Source organism: Alcaligenes aquatilis (assembly GCF_003076515.1).
GTDB classification, from domain to species: Bacteria; Pseudomonadota; Gammaproteobacteria; order Burkholderiales; family Burkholderiaceae_B; genus Alcaligenes; species Alcaligenes aquatilis.
Genome location: NZ_CP022390.1, coordinates 1,388,967 through 1,405,992, shown reverse-complemented (window position 1 = coordinate 1,405,992; position 17,026 = coordinate 1,388,967). Strand labels below are relative to the sequence as shown.

18 protein-coding genes and 1 tRNA gene are annotated in these 17,026 nt (G+C 54.2%); 11 read left to right on the top strand and 8 right to left on the bottom strand.

Going from position 1 to position 17,026, the window contains the following annotated elements; all coding sequences use genetic code 11:
* Positions 1 to 4: 4 nt before the first annotated feature.
* Entirely contained in the window at positions 5 to 751 is a 747-nt protein-coding gene (gene rlmB, locus CA948_RS06520) for a 23S rRNA (guanosine(2251)-2'-O)-methyltransferase RlmB (protein WP_063690574.1), read from the top strand.
* A gap of 158 nt (positions 752 to 909) precedes the next feature.
* Positions 910 to 2,145, top strand: coding sequence for a cystathionine gamma-synthase family protein (locus CA948_RS06515; protein ID WP_094197010.1), 1,236 nt, complete (start codon positions 910 to 912; stop codon positions 2,143 to 2,145).
* Positions 2,146 to 2,158: 13 nt separating this feature from the next.
* Here CA948_RS06515 and pdxR read toward each other — a convergent pair whose 3' ends face one another.
* Positions 2,159 to 3,631, bottom strand: coding sequence for a MocR-like pyridoxine biosynthesis transcription factor PdxR (gene pdxR / locus CA948_RS06510; protein WP_108727620.1), 1,473 nt, complete (start codon positions 3,629 to 3,631; stop codon positions 2,159 to 2,161).
* Between the two features lie 331 nt (positions 3,632 to 3,962).
* Here pdxR and CA948_RS06505 point away from each other — a divergent pair, with 331 nt between their 5' ends.
* From CA948_RS06505 to CA948_RS06495, 3 genes are read left to right on the top strand one after another with little or no spacing between them, the layout of a single operon-like run.
* Positions 3,963 to 5,510: a nitrite reductase gene (locus CA948_RS06505; protein ID WP_094197008.1), complete on the top strand. Its 1,548-nt coding sequence runs from the start codon at positions 3,963 to 3,965 to the stop codon at positions 5,508 to 5,510.
* A gap of 13 nt (positions 5,511 to 5,523) precedes the next feature.
* Positions 5,524 to 5,868: a c-type cytochrome gene (locus CA948_RS06500; protein ID WP_094197007.1), complete on the top strand. Its 345-nt coding sequence runs from the start codon at positions 5,524 to 5,526 to the stop codon at positions 5,866 to 5,868.
* A 48-nt stretch (positions 5,869 to 5,916) separates the two neighbouring features.
* Complete coding sequence (locus CA948_RS06495) at positions 5,917 to 6,897, top strand: precorrin-2 dehydrogenase/sirohydrochlorin ferrochelatase family protein (protein WP_094197006.1); 981 nt, start codon at positions 5,917 to 5,919, stop codon at positions 6,895 to 6,897.
* Positions 6,898 to 7,336: 439 nt separating this feature from the next.
* On the opposite strand, the gene nirJ is transcribed toward CA948_RS06495, so the two are convergent.
* The 7 genes from nirJ to cobA all read right to left on the bottom strand — a co-directional run bounded on the left by nirJ (position 7,337) and on the right by cobA (position 12,739).
* On the bottom strand, positions 7,337 to 8,470 hold the full coding sequence (nirJ, locus tag CA948_RS06490) for a heme d1 biosynthesis radical SAM protein NirJ (RefSeq protein WP_108727619.1): 1,134 nt from the start codon (positions 8,468 to 8,470) through the stop codon (positions 7,337 to 7,339).
* Positions 8,471 to 8,472: 2 nt separating this feature from the next.
* Entirely contained in the window at positions 8,473 to 8,970 is a 498-nt protein-coding gene (gene ahbB, locus CA948_RS06485; RefSeq protein WP_108727618.1) for a siroheme decarboxylase subunit beta, read from the bottom strand.
* 1 nt (position 8,971) lies between these two features.
* Positions 8,972 to 9,457: an Lrp/AsnC family transcriptional regulator gene (locus CA948_RS06480; protein WP_108727617.1), complete on the bottom strand. Its 486-nt coding sequence runs from the start codon at positions 9,455 to 9,457 to the stop codon at positions 8,972 to 8,974.
* On the bottom strand, positions 9,450 to 10,445 hold the full coding sequence (gene ahbB, locus CA948_RS06475) for a siroheme decarboxylase subunit beta (RefSeq protein WP_238988661.1): 996 nt from the start codon (positions 10,443 to 10,445) through the stop codon (positions 9,450 to 9,452). The genes CA948_RS06480 and ahbB (CA948_RS06475) overlap by 8 nt, the downstream gene beginning before the upstream one ends.
* On the bottom strand, positions 10,426 to 11,586 hold the full coding sequence (locus CA948_RS06470) for a cytochrome D1 domain-containing protein (RefSeq protein ID WP_108727615.1): 1,161 nt from the start codon (positions 11,584 to 11,586) through the stop codon (positions 10,426 to 10,428). The genes ahbB (CA948_RS06475) and CA948_RS06470 overlap by 20 nt, the downstream gene beginning before the upstream one ends.
* Complete coding sequence (locus CA948_RS17930; RefSeq protein ID WP_230017876.1) at positions 11,583 to 11,771, bottom strand: c-type cytochrome; 189 nt, start codon at positions 11,769 to 11,771, stop codon at positions 11,583 to 11,585. Before CA948_RS17930 ends, CA948_RS06470 begins: the two co-directional genes overlap by 4 nt.
* Before the next feature lie 185 nt (positions 11,772 to 11,956).
* Positions 11,957 to 12,739: a uroporphyrinogen-III C-methyltransferase gene (gene cobA / locus CA948_RS06460; protein WP_108727613.1), complete on the bottom strand. Its 783-nt coding sequence runs from the start codon at positions 12,737 to 12,739 to the stop codon at positions 11,957 to 11,959.
* Between the two features lie 569 nt (positions 12,740 to 13,308).
* Between cobA and CA948_RS06455 the strand changes: the two genes are divergently transcribed.
* The 6 genes from CA948_RS06455 to CA948_RS06425 all read left to right on the top strand — a co-directional run bounded on the left by CA948_RS06455 (position 13,309) and on the right by CA948_RS06425 (position 16,937).
* Positions 13,309 to 13,581 carry an HU family DNA-binding protein gene (locus tag CA948_RS06455; protein WP_003799450.1) on the top strand — a complete coding sequence of 91 codons (273 nt, stop codon included), beginning with the start codon at positions 13,309 to 13,311 and terminating at the stop codon, positions 13,579 to 13,581.
* A 91-nt stretch (positions 13,582 to 13,672) separates the two neighbouring features.
* Positions 13,673 to 13,748: transfer RNA gene (locus CA948_RS06450), tRNA-Val, on the top strand.
* A 444-nt stretch (positions 13,749 to 14,192) separates the two neighbouring features.
* Positions 14,193 to 15,068, top strand: a complete 876-nt coding sequence (locus CA948_RS17765; protein ID WP_238988660.1) for a hypothetical protein — start codon at positions 14,193 to 14,195, stop codon at positions 15,066 to 15,068.
* Positions 15,069 to 15,777: 709 nt separating this feature from the next.
* Positions 15,778 to 15,987: a cold-shock protein gene (locus CA948_RS06435; protein WP_094196995.1), complete on the top strand. Its 210-nt coding sequence runs from the start codon at positions 15,778 to 15,780 to the stop codon at positions 15,985 to 15,987.
* 224 nt (positions 15,988 to 16,211) lie between these two features.
* The gene (locus CA948_RS06430) at positions 16,212 to 16,484 is read left to right on the top strand and encodes a hypothetical protein (RefSeq protein ID WP_108727611.1); all 273 of its coding nucleotides are present in this window, start codon (positions 16,212 to 16,214) and stop codon (positions 16,482 to 16,484) included.
* A 30-nt stretch (positions 16,485 to 16,514) separates the two neighbouring features.
* Positions 16,515 to 16,937, top strand: coding sequence for a class I SAM-dependent methyltransferase (locus CA948_RS06425; protein WP_108727610.1), 423 nt, complete (start codon positions 16,515 to 16,517; stop codon positions 16,935 to 16,937).
* The last annotated feature ends 89 nt before the right edge of the window (positions 16,938 to 17,026 follow it).

Here is a 17,026-nt window from a genome sequence, read left to right as displayed (position 1 = left end):
TGTTATGCCTCAGCAGGTTTTGGCCGGTTTCCATGCCGTTATTGCCCGAGTTCGTTTCAGCGCCGCTTCGGTGCGCGAGGTCTATGTGGATCAGACCCGGCGCGACAAACGGATGCTGGCCTTTATCGAACAGGTAGAGCAGGCAGGCTTGAAAGTCATGGCCGTGCCGGTCGAGCGTCTGGATGGTCTGGCCAAAGGCACACGTCACCAGGGTGTGGTGGCATTGGCTCTGGAGCAAGAGCTGGCCGTTGATGTCAACGAATTGCTGGATGATCTGGAAGAGGCCGGTCAGGTTCCTTTTTTGCTGATTCTGGACGGGGTCACAGACCCTCATAACCTGGGTGCCTGCCTGCGTAGTGCCAACGCAGCCGGCGCGCATGCCGTGATTGCGCCTCGTGATCGTGCCGTGGGTCTGAACGCGACGGTCTCGCGCGTGGCTTGCGGTGCAGCCGAATCGACCCCTTACATTACGGTGACGAACTTGGCCCGTACCATGCGCATGCTGCGTGAGCGCGATGTCTGGCTAGTCGGTACCAGTGATCAAGCCACCCACACATTCCACCAGGTGGATGCCCGCCGCCCCATGGCCTGGGTGATGGGCGCCGAGGGCGAGGGCATGCGCCGTCTCACCCGTGAAACCTGCGACGAGCTGGTTTCCATTCCCATGATGGGTGCGGTAGAAAGCTTGAACGTCAGTGTCGCCAGTGCGGTTTGTCTGTACGAAACCTTGCGTCAACGTAGCCAGGCCTAATTTCTTTTAAGTCTTGTTACTTACTTAATTACTTATTTGTATAAAAAACGGCGGGCTTCATTCGCCGCTTCACCAGATAATAAGTAATTGGCCGTCAGCCGGGCAAAACCCAATCGGTGCTGACGGTGTGTACACGCATTATGGGCTTTGAAACGATCATGGAAGAAAACGGCTTTATTACCTCTACCTTGCACTCTGACCGTCGTTTGGGTACGCAGTATGGCGCTATTCATCAGCCATTGCACCCATCGACCGAGTTCGGTTTTCAGGATGCGCGTGAGCTGGCCGCAGTCTTTCAGGGCAAATCCGGCTTTACCTATTCTCGTCAGGGCACACCCACCACGGCGGCGTTGGAAGCCAAGATTACGCGTATGGAAAAAGGGGTGGGCAGCGTCAGCTTTGCAACCGGTATGGCCGCGTTGACCGCGACCCTGTTTACCTTGCTGCGCCAGGGGGATCACCTGATTGCCAGCAAATATCTGTTCGGTAACACCAACAGTCTGTTGGGCACCTTGCGCGACCTGGGTGTTCAAACCACGCTGGTAGACGCAACCGATGTGGCCCAGGTGCAAGCCGCGCGTCAGCCCAATACTCGCATGGTGTTTCTTGAAACCATTGCTAATCCGGGCACACAGGTGGCTGATTTGAAAGGGGTGGGGCAATGGTGTCAGGACGAGGGCTTGTTGTATGTGGTCGATGCCACTTTGTCCTCGCCTTACCTGTCGCCCGGCCGCGAGTTCAAAGCCTCTTTGGTGGTCAACTCGCTGTCCAAGCACATTGGTGGCCACGGTAATGCTCTGGGTGGCATGGTGACAGATACAGGTCTGTTTGACTGGACGACCTATCCTAATATTGCCCAGGTATACCGCAATGGCAATACGCAGAACTGGGGCCTGGTACAGATTCGTAAGAAGGGCTTGCGCGATATGGGCGGCACCTTGTCGTCCGATGTGGCCCACCGTTTGGCTGTAGGCTCGGAAACCTTGCCGTTGCGTATGGAGCGCATCTGTTCCAATGCGCTGGCTTTGGCGCGCCATTTGAAGGCTCACCCCAAGGTGAAGCACGTGCAGTATCCGGGTCTGGAGGATCACCCCCAACACGAGCGTACGGCTCAGTTGTTCGGCAATCGCTTCGGCGGCCTGATGAGTGTCGTGCTGGAAGAGGGCATCGAAATTTTCGACTTCCTGAATCGTCTGAAAGTCTTTGTTCTGGCTACGCACCTGGGTGACAACCGCAGTCTGGTGCTGCCCGTTGCCCATACCATCTACTACGAGATGGGGCCCGAGCAGCGTGCCCTGATGGGTATTTCCGACAATCAGTTGCGTATCTCTGTGGGTATCGAAGAGATCATTGATCTGACGTCCGACTTTGATCAGGCACTGGCCCAGTCTTAAGTTCTTTGCACAGCTAGCCATGGTTCAGCCTGGCTTGTATCAGGGCTAGATGCTGCATCGCTTGTTGTAACTCGCTGCACTCCAGATTCGCGTAGCCAAATAGCAGATGGCGTGGGTCGCTGCCGTCCGCTTCCTGGCTGGCGGCCTGTGCCAAAGGGTATAGGCGTATGCCATAGCGAAGCGCTGCCGCAGCAACGTGATGGGCATCCGGGCCTTGTGAAGGCAGTCGGAAAGCCAGATGCATGCCAGCATTGTGTCCGCTGACCACTCCGGTATTTCCCCATGCTTTTTTCAGTCCCTGCAGCAGGGTATTGCGTTGCTCCAGGTAACGGCGACGCAAATACTGCAGGTGCCGAGGATAGTCATACTCATCAAAAAAACGTGCCAGAATAGCTTGTGTTAACCAGGGCGATCCATTGTTGAGCAAGGCCTTGCGAGCAATAAAGTCCTGGCTCAAATGGGGTGGACAGACCATATAGCCCAAGCGCAAACCAGGCCCCAATGTTTTCGAGAACGAACCCAGGTAAATTACCTGTCCGGGGCTCATGGCCTTGAGCGGCGCAGGTAGGGCCGGGCCATAACAGAAGTCTCCGTCGTAGTCGTCCTCAATAATCAAAGCACCGCTGGAGCTGGCCCAAGCCAGCAGCTCCTGCCTGCGCGGCACTGTCAGCGTGTGCCCCAAGGGGTATTGATGGGAGGGCGTGACAAAGGCTAGTTGGACCGCCCTGTTGGGCAATTGATCGGTGCATAAGCCGTGTTGATCTACAGGCACGGGAATGCCCTGAGTACGATGGCGTGCCAGTAGATGCCTGAAGCCGTTATAGCCAGGCGATTCGTGCACCGCACAGCTGTTTTCGTCCAGAAAGTGGGCCGCAATCAGGCTCAAGGACTCCTGCGTCCCTGCCGTAATGAGGATGTGGTCCGGGTCAGCCAAAATGCCTTTGCTGGCGGCCAGATAATCTGCAATTTGCAGCCGCAAACCCCATAAACCTTCAGGCGGTGGATAGTCCGTCATACCAGTGCCTGCATAACGCAATAGTTGATTGGATAGATAAATGAACTGGCGCAGCGGAAAGGCATGAAGCGAGGGGCGCCCAATCTTGAAATCAAAACGAACCGGCACACTGGCGGCGGGCACATGAACACCGCTGGCCAGGGCCGTGCTGGTACGCAGGTTGCGTGAACAGTGGGCCGTCTCCATGACAAAATCCGGCACCAGTCGACTGCGCCCGTTGCGGGTGGGCGTGGCGACAAAAAAGCCCCGGCTGGGTTCGCTATGAATCAGGTTGGAGTCGATTAGCAAATCATAGGCACCCATGATCGTGTTTTTAGAAACCTGCAGCAAAGAAGCCATACGGTTGATTGAGGGCAGGCGATTGCCTTCCTGCAAACGTCCCGAATAGATCAGGGTTTCAATTTGACGTGCAATTTGTCGCTTATACGGTGGGCTATGGGTATGAGAGAGCGTAATCGGTAAAGAAAACATGGCGGGACTGGAAAAATAATCAAAACCATCAAGGGCGAGCCAAGCCGGGCCACTATAGGCAGCAGCCTCTAGTTTTAACTTGAGTTAGCTCAAAGTGACGATTCGTTCGTGATAAATTTATCCGACTTCTTGATCTGCCAACTGGCCTCTTGTCATGGATATTTTTATCTCAGTAAGAGTGTTTAATTTATTGTAATTACGATATAAAAAAACCATTCCCATTATGTAATCTGTATCCATACCTTCTCAGTAAAAAATAACAATCGTTATAGTTGTTATGGTCTTGCCCTTTAGCAAGGCAATTGTTGGAGGTAATGGAATGTATAGAAAAATGATGACCCTGGCCTTCCTGTCTACCAGCGTCAGTGCGGCTCTGGCGGCACCGACGCAAGAGCAAGTGCGGGTAGACAACTTGTTTCAGCAAAACTGTGCGGTGTGTCACGCAGCCGACCGGGGAGGGTATATTGCTCCGGGCTTGCACAGTGATCGCCTGGTTCAAAGCGAGATTGCCTTGCGCGGCACCATCATGACTGGAATCCCGGATACCTTGATGCCGCCTTTTGTCGGACGTTTACCCGACGAGGATATTCGTGCCCTGGCCAAGATGATCAAGAACGAGCCCGTGGTGGAACGCAGTTGGGACATGGATCAAATTCGTGCCAGCGTGAAAGTACTGGTGGACGAATCCACCTTGCCCAGCAAGCCCAATTACGAGATCGACTCCGTCTACGACTTGATGGTCATCATGGCCCGGGGACGCTACGGTCGGGGGGATGGTTCTAATCAGGCACGCGCCGTTTTCATCAATGGCAAGAACAATCAGAAGGTAGGAGAAATCGCCACGGTTGGTGCGCCACATATCATGGAGTTCAGTCCCAGCCATGAGCGTTGGGGTTACCTGAAAAGCGATGATGGTCACGTCTACAAAATTGACCTGTACACCTTGCAGATTGTGCGGCAGGCCAAAGTGGGCCTGACGGGGACCGGTATTGCATTGTCCAAAGATGGTAAGTGGTTGGCACTGAGTTCTTTTGTGCCCAATAGCATGGTCATCCTGAAAGCCGACACACTGGAGCCGGTGAAGTATCTTGCTCTGGAGGGCGAGGACCCGGATGGCAATTTCATCAAATCCGCCGGCGGTCCCATCATTGGCAGCCGCATCAATAACAAGTTTGCACTGACGCTGCGCCAAGCCGGGCAGATCTGGATTATTGATCCGGACAAGCCAGACATGCCGGTCACCAAACTGGCCAAGGTGGGCCGCATGTTGCATGACACTTTCCTGACGCCTGATGGTCGCTACTCCATGGTGGCTTCCTACGATGACAACAAATATGTGGCGATCGACTTGAAGGACGACAAGGTGGTGCGTGATATTCCAGCTGGCTGCCAACCGCATGCAGGCTCGGGGGCGGTTACCGAAGTGAATGGTCGCATGCTGGCTTTCGGTACCAATATGGGCAGCTGCAAGCTGGGTTCGGTTGTTACGGCCTGGGATACCAAGGACTTTTCCGTGGTGAAACAAATCCCGGTAGCCGGGGCCACCGAATCGCCTGCCGCACATCCCAATGCACCGTATGTGGCGGTGGACATTATTGACAAGGACAAGCGCGCTTCCTGGATTCAGTTAATCGACAAAAACACCTTGTCGGTGGCGAAAACCCTGGATGTGGGCGGCCATGCCTTCTTCCCTAACTACAACCGCACAGGAGATTACTTGTACGTCAGCTCGGGTTACTGGGGGGACCGTCTGAAAATCTACGACAGCCGTAGCCTGGAGCTGGTAGCCGAGCACAAGATGGAAAGCCCATCGGGTATTTTCTCTCGCGCTCGCACTCGCTGGCTCACCATCGGTCAGCCTGAAACCCAAAAATTCTAAGCAAAGGAATGTCATGAAACAGCTTTTTATGGGTGTGGCTCTGGTTGGTCTTTTAGGCTCAGGTGCAGCGTTGGCGGCGGATAAACCCGCCGGTTTACAAGGTTCGCATGGGCAGTCACAACTGTCGGCCCAGGCGTCATCCATGTTGCCTTTATGTGCCTCTTGTCATGGTCTGGAAGGTGTCAGTACGGAAGGCATGTACCCCAACTTGGCGGGGCAGAAGGTGGAGTATCTGGTCAAGCAGCTGCAGCAGTTCAAATCCCGAGAGCGTAACGATCCCATCATGAGCCCGATGGCTGAACCGCTCAGCCCGGAAATGGTGAATGAACTGGCTGCCTACTTTGCCAGCTTGAAGTAAGTGTGAACTGGGCGCCAGTTTTTACTGGCGCCTTAAGGATGTCCTGCAATGAATGTGTTTCCCTTGTTCTTCAATCTGACTGGCAAAGCCGTTGTTGTTGTAGGTGGCGGCTCGGTTGCCGAACGTAAAGTTCGGCTCTTGTTACGTGCAGGAGCGCGGGTGACGGTGGTTGCACCGGAACAGACTCCCTGGTTACGGGCCAGCGCGCAAGCAGGGGCGCTAAGCAGCTTGTTCACTGCTTTTGTCGCCGAGCATATTCGCGAGGCCTGGCTGGTTATCGCGGCCACCGGACGACGAGAAATAAATCGTATCGTGGCTCAGGCGGCCGATGCCTTGCATCTGCCCTGTAATGTGGTTGATGACGGGCAACTGTCCACCGTGCAGGTTCCTGCCATGATCGACCGTTCGCCTTTAATGATTGCGGTTTCCTCGGCAGGGTCTGCACCTGTGCTGGCGCGGCGGGTTCGGGAGTGGATAGAAAGCGAGTTGCCTGAATCCGTAGGGGACTTGGCCGGTCTGCTGGCTCGTCGTCGAGCTGATATCAAGCAAGCTTTTCCCGAGGTGCATACTCGCCGTCATTTTTTTGACTACGTGCTTGATGGCCATATTCCTGACCTCCTGGCACAAGGAAAGTCCACCGAAGCATTGGCAGCTTTTGATGACGCCTTGCAGAAGCAGACTCCCCAGCAGCATGTTCAGGTCACCATTTTGCCTATCGCGGATTTGGAGGCCGTGGACTTGTTGACGCTGCGCGCTCTGCGAAAATTGAATCAGGCGGACTGGGTCTTGTACCTGCCTCTGATCCTGCCCGCGATTCTGGAAAAAGCACGCCGTGATGCCCGTTTGATGGCCTTGGATCAGGCCGGTGTGGTCTTGCAAGATACCCTGTTGAATCAGGCGTTCTGGACACCGCTATGCCGTTCATGGGCGCCAGGAGAGCGCATCGTCATTGCCTGGAAGTCTTCGTGGGATGTGCAACCTTTGCTTGAGCTGTTAAAGCAGCAAGGCTTGAGCTGTGAACTGGCTTAGAAGTGTTGGAGTGATGAAGAGCTAGGTGGTGTGTGCTTGCTACGTTATATGGAGCTGCTTGAGTGAGGCAAGAATTCTTGCCTCACTTTTTTTGTCTCTTGTTTGTGCAGGCTTATGGGCCTGGAAATGATGAACTTTGCCAGCATCCACATCCACATCCGCTTCAGCACCAGCATTGGCATCTGCACCAGCACTGGCACCGGCAGCATCATCATCGGTGTTTGTATTTGTACCGGTACAGAGTATGCAGGAAATCCGGGGTTCGGGTCCGTCTCCGTCCAGACTTTTATCCGAACTTGGCTATGTCTGGAGACTGTATTCGCCTCTCAGTGCTGCTTTACTGTTCTGGACAGTTGCTTTGCATGGTTTCGTGGCCGGGCAGGGAAGGGGATTGGGGTACAGCGAAAAGGGCTTTGACTGGCTTCTTGATTGGGCAGGCTCAGGCAGTAATTTCCCGGTTATTGAGATAGCAACCCGGATCTTCTGCCCATACATTGCCCGTACTTTTCTCTGCCCTGGTGCGCGTATTACCATTGCAAATATCCAGGTAGGCGCATCCCGCACAGCGTCCCTGTACAGGCCTTGGCCGTTGGCGCAGTCCCGCTAACAAAGGATCTTGATTGTTGGACCAAATCTCTGAGAAAGGCTGTTTCAGCACATTGCCTAAGCTGTAGTGCCACCACATGGTGTCCGGGTGTACATTGCCACGGTTATCAATGTTCGCAATTCCTTGGCCGGAGGAGTTTCCACCCCATTGACGCAACATGGTCAGAATTTTTTTAGCCTGATCTGGGTAGTGGCGTCGTACCCAGTGCAGGAAGAAAACGCCATCGGCATCATTGTTCCCTGAGGTAAATTCCTTGGGTTTTCCGGCTTTCTGATACGTCATGCAGGTCGTGAAAAGTTGTTCCATGGCCCGCCGGGTGACGGCGTGATGGCTGGCCAAAGCGCGATTGCTAAGACCTCGGCCCGCGTAATTTAGATGAGAGAGATAAAAGCGGTCGATTCGCTCCTGGTCCATCACTGCCAGCAGGCCATTGAGGTCAGCCGCATTTTCCTGGGTCAGAGTAAAGCGCAGGCCCACTTTCAAGTGTTTTTCGCGACACAGCCGTAAACCATGCAAGGAAGCAGCGTAGGCTCCGTTTTCACCACGAATACGGTCATGCCTGGCCTGCAAACCATCCAGGGATATGCCGACATAGTCAAAGCCGCAGTCGGCAATCTGGTCGATATTCTGTTCAGTAATCAGGGTGCCGTTGGACGATAGCCCTACGTACATACCCAGTGTTTTTGCGCGTCGACCCAAGTCGTAAATGTCTCTGCGCAGCAAGGGTTCACCGCCGGACAGAATCAGGGCGCGCACACCGAACTGATGTAGATCGTCCATGACAGAGCAGGCCTGCTCGTAGCTCAGTTCGCCGGGAAAGTCCTTGTTGGTGGAGGCAGAGTAACAGTGGCTGCAATGGAGATTGCAACGACGTATCAGATTCCAGATCACTACAGGGGCTTTGCTGGCACGCGTGGCGGCAACAGGAGAGTGCAGGGCAGCGATAAAACGGGATATCCGGAACATGCTCAAGGCCTCCGCAGACGCAGGCCGGTCTTTTTAAGAATGGCCGTGGAAAACAAAATGTCGTGATCGTGCAAGACACCCGGAAAGTGCTGCGTGATGTGCATGCTGATGTTCTTTGCTTGGGCACGGACCGTGTCATGGTCCTTGCCATGCAGCATGGCAAACAGGTTGTATGGCCACGCAGGCAGACGACGCGGGCGACGATAACAATGGCTGACTCCAGCTTGTGAACCTAACCACGTACCCACGGTGTCCAGGCGCTCGTCTGCAATATTCCAGACGCACATGCCATTGGCTACATAGCCCAGGGCGTAGTGATTTGGGATGGCTGCAATCCGTCTTATCAAACCTTGGTCCAACATGGTTTGAAACTGCTTTATGACATAGGCTTCGGAGACGCCTAGCGCCTGCGCCAGCCTTAGGTAAGGCTGCGGCTCTATAGCCAGCCCCTGCTGCGAAGCATGTATCAGTGCGGTATAGGCAGGGTTCAAATGCTCCATGTCAAAGCTCCAGTTTCAGGCTAAGTGCGTATTCCTGTTCTTTTGGAAAAGCGAAGACAGGTAAGCCGGTTTCGGTTTCGATTGTGGTCAGGCAAGCCTCAAGGTCTTGTGCGCTTGCTGTGGCCAGTACAAACCACATATTTAAGGCGTGAGCGCGTCGGTAGTTGTGGGCGACTTCGGGATGGCGGTTCACGGTTTTGACAACGCTGTCCCACCGTTTTTCCGGTACAGACATGGCGACCAGACAGTAAGCGCCGCCTAAGGCTTCAATTTGGAAGAGGGGGCCAAAGCGGGTCAGGACTCCGGATTGACGCAGGTACTGGACACGCGCAATCAGGTCGGATTCGCTTAAAGAAAGATCAGGAGCCAGTCGTGCAAAGGGGCGGGAGCAGATGGGGAAACCCTCTTGCAAGCGATTGAGTATGTGGCGGTCGGTGTCGTCTAACTTGACCGGCGCATGCAGTGGCGTCGTGTGAGTGTCAGTCATGATAGGCCGGGCCAAGCAGGGCTCCGCGTTGTTTGAAACAGCGAGTGGAAAACAGCACGTCCTGTGGGAACTGTCCCAAGCCTAAACGGCTATTCAGTTCCGCATGGTGAGCCAGTACGTGCTGGCGATCTTTGCCGTGAATCATGCAAAACAGATTGTGATTCCAATGTGGCGGGTGGGGCTGTCGTTGGTAACAAAGCGTGATGCCGTTTTGCCTGGCCAGTTCCTCACCCAAGGCGTCGATACGATGGTTGTCTACCGTCCAGACACACATGGCATTGGCGCTATAGCCCAGCGTGCGATGGCGTAAAACCAGACCAAACCGTCTGAAAACACCTTGTTCCAGAAAGCTGCGCAGGTGTTGCAGAACTTGTTTCTCACTCATTTGGGCATGCTCTGCCCAAGGTTTGAAAGGTTCGGCTTGTATCTCCAAGCCTTGCAAGGAGCGCTCCAGGAGTTTGCGTTCGGCGCTGCCTAATGCAGGCAGACTATGGCTTGGTGCCAAGGGGCTGGCAATTTTGACATGAGTAGTCAGGCTAAACCCCAGGTCAATGTGATAGGCCCGGAGCATGGGCAAGGACAAGGGCAACAAACCGGTGTATTGGGCGATGTGGTCCAGGGTTGCCTGCCGTTCTTGCTCATTCGCACAGGTCAGCACAAACCATAGATTGACCGCGTGTTCGCGTGCGTAGTTGTGGTTCACAGCGGGCAGGGTGCTGATCCAGTTCGCAATCCTGTCCAGATCCTTGGCTGGGATAGGCATGCCCACCAAGGTGCTGCTCATGCAGGTGGGGTTCAGCACCGGCCCGATACGGCTGATGATGCCATCGCTGCGCCAGCCTTGGAGATAGTCCATTACGGCTTGCTCGCTTAGTCCCAATAGCAGCCCCAGCTTACGGAACGGACGGGACTCCAGGGGGAAGCCGTGTTGCCAGGCATTCAATAGTTGAAAGGCAGAAGGGGAAAGATCAGAAACCAATGCGACCACTCCGATGCGTAAAAAACACCCCGCTGGGTTGCTGAATCTCCAGGCTGTCCAATCGCTTGAAACTGCGGGTGTCGTATACGCTGACTCGATTATCGTCTCGTGCTGAAATCCAGACAGCCTCGCCGCGTGGGGTGAACTCCATGTGGAGAACCGCTTTGCCTGCGTCCAAGGTCCGAATCACTTCTAAAGTGGCAACATCAATGACCTGTACCTTGTCGTTGTCTGGGAATGCAAAGTTCACCCAGACTTGCCGGCCATCGGGCTGAGCCATGACGAAAACGGGTTGGCCCTGAACAGGGATGCGAGTTTTTTCTTGCCAATCCAAGGTGCTGGCCACTAGTACTTCATGGCGTCCAATGGCAGGCAAAAACAAGTCCTGACCCGCTTGGGACCAGCCACGCAGATGCGGCATCTTGTAGACGGGCAGGGCGGTTTCGCCTTTGCCATAGCCTGGCAAGATTTTTCGGACTCCATTTTCAGGCTGCCATAAATCCAGCATGGCCAAAGCGTCTTCGCCAAACAGGCCGGCAATGTAGTAGCGTCCGTCTGGGGTGACCATGGCATCGTAAGGTTGGCTGCCTGCCGCAAAACGCCGTGTTGTGGGGCGCAGCGGGTCGGATAAGTCGGTGAGCCAGATTTCACCGGCCTCGAACAAGGAATAGGCGAATTGCTGATTCGGTAGGTCAGCCAGTCCAACCACCTTGGCGCGTTTGTCGGGGGCGTAGTAGGACGGAACCTCACTGACCAATTCCAGGGTTTTTGCGTCAAAAACCTTGATGCCGCCCGGTTCGTAGTTCTGTACCACAATCAGCTTGCCGTCCTGGGAGATCGCCCCACCTATGGCATTGCCGGACTGAATAATGCGGCGGACTACAACTTGTTTGATCAGGTCCACTTTGCTCAGCCCGCCATCACGTCCGAATATATAGCCATACCGTCCGTCGCGCGAATAAGTGATATGAGCGTGGGAGAGGTCACCCAAGCCCTCAATACGCGCCAAGCGACTGCGGTGACTGGTCTCAACAAGGGCTACGCTGCCTGTGGCGCGCTCGACGATCAGCCCCAGGTCGTTAGTGCCGCGTAGTGAGTTGGCACAGCCGCTTAACACGACAAGCAGGCTAAGAGTCATGAGTGCTTTCATGGTGCTGTATCCGAGTTCTGGAGAAGGAAGTTCGCCAGCCATAAACTTTCCGCTGGCTGCAAAAAGCGGTTCCAGGCAGGCATGGCGGTGCCGGGGCGACCTTGCATGATGGTCAAGGCGATTTGTTCTGGGCTTTGGCCTTGCAAGGCATCTGCCGTCAAGGCTGGGCCTAGACCTCCTTTCAAGAACAAGCCATGACAGGAACCGCACTCTTGATGAAGTAGTGTTTGTAAAGAGAGGCGCTGCTCTGAAGTCAACGTGACGTCATTTGCAGTGGCTTGTTGAGGGTCAACAAGGATGAGCAATACAGGCAACCCAATCCGGGCCAGAGTCCGTCTGCCGCAGCGTTTTAAAGAGAAGTGCAAACCACTCACATCAGTGCCCAGGATGATTCGGGTGTGAGTGCGTCTTGCGTGTTTGATGTGGGCTGCGGGTAGTCCGGGTGTAGCTGTACAACTTGCCCAATGATCAGCAAGGCGGGAGGGCTAAATGTCTGTGCTAGCTGTGGAAGTGTCTGCAATGTACCCAAGCCCCATCGCTGGCTTTTAAGTGTGGCGTCCTGTGCCAGGGCGATGGGCGTATGTGGGCTGCGTCCATGTTGGATCAAGGCCTGGGCGATATGACGGCAATTGGCCATGGCCATGTAAAACACCAGCGTACAGGTGGGGTCGGATAGGGAGGCCCAGTTCAGTTCCAGGCCTTGGTTGTCCCGCAAATGTCCGGTGATAAAGCGCACACTGCTGGCCAGCCCGCGATGAGTCAAGGGAATGCCTAAAGAAGCCGCACAGCCCGTCGCGGCAGTAATTCCAGGCACAACCTCGGCCCGGACGCCGTGTTGTTGCAGATAAAGCTGCTCCTCGCCGCCGCGCCCAAAAATAAAGGGATCACCGCCTTTTAGGCGGATAACGCGCTGATGCGTTCTGCTCAGTGATAAGAGGATGTCGTTGATGTCGTCCTGCATGCTGGGTTTGCACGCGGCCACCTTGCCAACATCGTGCAGGGTGGCTTCAGGGTTGATGCAGCTCATGATGGCGCGGCTGACCAAGCGGTCATAGACCACAGCATCTGCATGTTGCAGCAGGTATAAAGCGCGTAGTGTGAGAAGTTCAGGGTCGCCAGGCCCCGCCCCAACCAAATAAACCTTGCCGTGCATCGTTGCGCTCCTTGACGGTAGCAAGTACCGAAATACAGTCAAACAATGCAGAAAATTGTAGGAGAGCAGACCGCTCTGATATGGGCACGGTTGGTGCTCAAGAGAAGGGTGCAGAGCCTTGCTCCTGTCACTCAGATAAGGTGTTATCTGTTGTTAAGTCCGGCTCTCGTAAGGGAAATTAGGCTGAGAGTGGTTTTTGCGGCTGCAGAGAGGGGCGCATAAGCGGTTGAAAAACATTCAAAATCACAGTATCAGTTGGCTAATTTTGAAGTTTTAAAAGTTCAAATAACATATTTGCGACGGCCTGTTAAGTTTCGCGGCACAAATTAGGGAAAGTCCTGCAACTTGTATCAACAGTGAGCAATGATGCGGGTTACAGAGGTTTTTTGCTTGACACGGGTATTAAACGAAGGCTTAATACGCGGTAGCCAACCGGGGTGCTTATGCGCCCGGTAGCAATGGCAGACGGCAGTGCTTAGCTGCCCTTTCGTTTGTCACTATTAAGTCTGACCGCCACACACTGGTTCCCGCTGGGGGCCCGTAAAATAATTTTCAGGGGTATTTTCTCAATGAATAAAACCGAGCTTATCGAATTCATTTCCACCAAAGCCGATCTGTCCAAAGCTGACGCTGGTCGTGCGCTGGATGCGTTTATCGATGCCGTGACCACCACGCTGAAAGAAAAAGATACGGTTACTCTGGTTGGTTTTGGCACCTTCGCTGTGTCGGAACGCGCTGCCCGTTCGGGTCGTAACCCACGTACCGGCGAAACCATCGAGATCGAAGGCGCAAACGTGCCTAAGTTCCGTCCCGGTAAGGCTCTGAAAGACGCCGTGAATTAATTTTTAAATTAATTGGCGCAAAAGACTTGCAAAAAAAAATCTTTGATCCTATAATTCTTTTTCTTCACAAGAAGAACGGCATCACAGAAATGGGTGCTTAGCTCAGCTGGTAGAGCGGCGCCCTTACAAGGCGTAGGTCGGGGGTTCGAACCCCTCAGCACCCACCATTTCTTTTGCTAGTCGAATCAAGCACTTAGGTAAAACTAAGTGCTTTTTTTGTGCCTGTTTAGCCCGCTTTTTGGATAGCCTCAACCAACTAGGATTGGCTTGCTACCCATTCAACTACGCCCTGCATTGAAGCCTGTTTAAGTTTAGATGGTGTGCTGGGAAAATGTAATGGCTTGTAAACAGATCCGCACAAACGGTACCTGGGAATACATATTCAAAAAAGCCGGGTTACTGGAAAAACCTGTCCATATGACCTTCGTCTCTGAGCAAGGGGGCGATGAGTATGCCCAGCGGTTTGATGTCCTTTACGGGATTGGGGCATCATTTCTTCAGCGCATCAGCCAGACGGCCGCATCCTGACGATTAGCGCTTTGGACAGAGAGTGCCAACCGGAAGCCCATCCATTCCCGAAGAATGTCGCAGCACAGCGCACGATTGTGCGCATGCATGAGGATTGGCCGTTGGCCAGGATTACTGTCGGCTGGGTAGATAATTGGATCATCAGAAATGAAAAGGGTGGGGCTGCTGCGCCAGCTACCATGAGTGCCTGCGTAGGGGCTCGTTGCACCGACTGGGGAGTGAGAAAAGGCTACGTCCAGTTTCCTGATCATTCACAGCGTCTCGTTACCGGATGGGTACGCACATCAAGTTGGATGCTGCGCTGTCGGGTGGCGGACGTGTTGATATGGGGCGGGACCGTAGGCTTGAGTGCGGTGAGTACGAAAGGAAACTGGCGATCATTCAAGAGGGCCGACTTCCGCGAACAAGGACTGATCTGCCGTATCCGCCAGCTTTGGAGTGCATTTTCATGCGACGGTGAAGTGGTTGGCATGCTAAATTACGCAACCCCCTCCAGTTGGCGGAGGCCCGCAATAAGTCAGGATGAAATGGCAAACGAATATAACTTAATGCTTGTGATCGGCGCTGGGCTCAGTCTTATAGCTGCCCTGCTGCATGTTGGGGTGATCATTGTTGGGCCTTCCTGGTATCAACTGTTTGGCGCAGGCGATCGCTTTGTGCGTGCGGCTCAGGCTGGCCGCTGGTTTCCTGCGGTGTTTACAGCAGGGATCGCCTTAGTGCTTGCGGTATGGGCGGCCTACGCGCTGTCCGCTGCTGGCGTGATCGAGCGCCTTCCCTTGGTGCGACCGGCTTTGATCGGCATTACCTCGATCTACTTGTTGCGCGGTTTGCTTGGGCCGTTGGCCCTGGCGGGTACCGGTCGAAGCCGCCGGTTTATCATGATCAGCTCAGCGATCTGTTTGGTTTATGGGCTGGTGCATCTTTTTGGGCTGGTGCAAGTATGGGGCTCTCTAGTCTAAATGGTTGTGTGCCGGGTTAAGCATCAGGCGGCTATTTAACCGACCCGCGACATCAAGCACGTAGACTCCGCCAGCTTAAACACTCTGGCACTCCACATCGACAAAAAAAATCCCGTCATTGATGGTGGGAGACATATTGTTGCGGCTATCAGTCAGTCCCCTGATGCGGTACGGGTTCACACTACCCACTTTTCACGCACCCACTGCTCAAGCACATTTACGTGTTGAATGAGTTGCACGGGGACGCCGGCTTCCCGGCCACGGCCCTTAGAGGTGGTGGGGGAAGGTATTCCGACCATAGGTATGCTGGGGGCGGTGCGCAACTGATTGCAGTTGTCAGCTCCCCAGATTCAGCGGCAAACCAGCCAGGGAAGGCGGCATTCAGTCGTTCGACACGCTCCTCACCAATGCGCTTTTGACCTGTCTTTCTTTCAGGGGAGAGCATGCGAGAGACGTAGCTGGGGCCAACGTCAATTCCTGCATTACCTGCGAGTAAGTGACCTATAGGTATTCAGATATGGGCACAGTGCTCTGGGATATCGACGTATAGCAGGGCGCAAAGTCATGAGGCCGAGCACCCTTCATATGCTTCGTTGATGGTTCGTGCAGGTGTGGCGTCGGTTTAATTTGTAACGGCGCTATCTATATCTGCAAATAGCGTCCATAGTGTGTCCAGGGACATTTTTCCCCTGATTAATTAGGACATACATTGAAAACAGAAATTGGTATCGTGAAGTGGTTCAATAACGAAAAAGGCTTCGGCTTTATCATGCCCGAAAGTGGCGGTAAAGACCTCTTCGCACACCACAGTGAAATTCAGGGTGCTGGGTTTAAATCTCTTGAAGAGAACCAACGAGTTTCTTTCGTTGCAGGCGTAGGCCAGAAAGGCCCTTGCGCTACCCAGATCCAGATCATTTGATCCTCTGCTTGCCTGATTAGGCAAGCGTTGCGTTGATCAATAAAGCCGGGCCCTTTGAAACATTGGGTTCGGCTTTTTCAATTCTACTTATCCGGTCCAAGGCAAGGTAGGGCCGAGATGATTTCGCAGTCTTGCCAAACTTGTCGCTGCTTTTTGCCTGCTCTTGAGCGCAGCGACTATTTCAGGTGACACTAGGCTGGTCGATATGCGCTCCTTGGGTCTTCATGAGCAAACTCCTCTCTTGTCTGTCTCCACTTGCCACTCTGATTCTGGCTTGGCTGGCCTTCATGTTTCTTCTGTTTTTCCCACCGCTGTGGATCCTGTGGCCGGTGTTGGTCGTGAGCCTGGGCTGGATCAATTACAGAGGAATTCGCTACGCGCTGGGTATGAATGACAAGTCCAAGCCGTGGCACCTTTGGTTCAATGTCGGCGAGTGTCTGTTGGCGGCGATTGTTCTAACTTTGCTGATCCGTGACCTTAGCGTTTCTGCCGCCTGATTTTTTCCTTGTCGTACAAGAAACGCGCTTATGTGTTCGGGCCCTTGGCTTGATCGCTGGTTGCCTTTAATCGCTCAACGTGAAATCGCCTCGCCGGTGCTGGAGACAGGCTGTGGTTTTGGTGACGACACGCTGACTTTGATCCGGGCAGGCGTGAAGGTGATGGCTTTTGATCTCTCGCCTGAGTGCGTGGCGATCGCGCAGCAGCGTGCGCCCGAGGCGCAGATTGAGTGCAGGGATAGGCGCGGCCCTTGGCCGGAAGCGGCGAATAATCTTGAGCTGGTTCTGGCCAGCCTGTCCTTGCACTACTTCCCATGGGATGAAACCCGGAACATTGTGCACAGAATATGGAGCAGTTTGTGGCCCGGTGCCTTGTTTCTATGTCGTCTGAACTCGATCGAAGATGTGAATTTTGGTGCCGGGCAGGGCGAGTTGATTGAAGCCAACTTCTAGCGCGACCAGGGCAATTGCAAGCGTTTCTTTGATCGGGCTAGCGTAGACCAGTCTTGATCCGGCAGCCGTTTCCGCCCCCTCCATCTCCC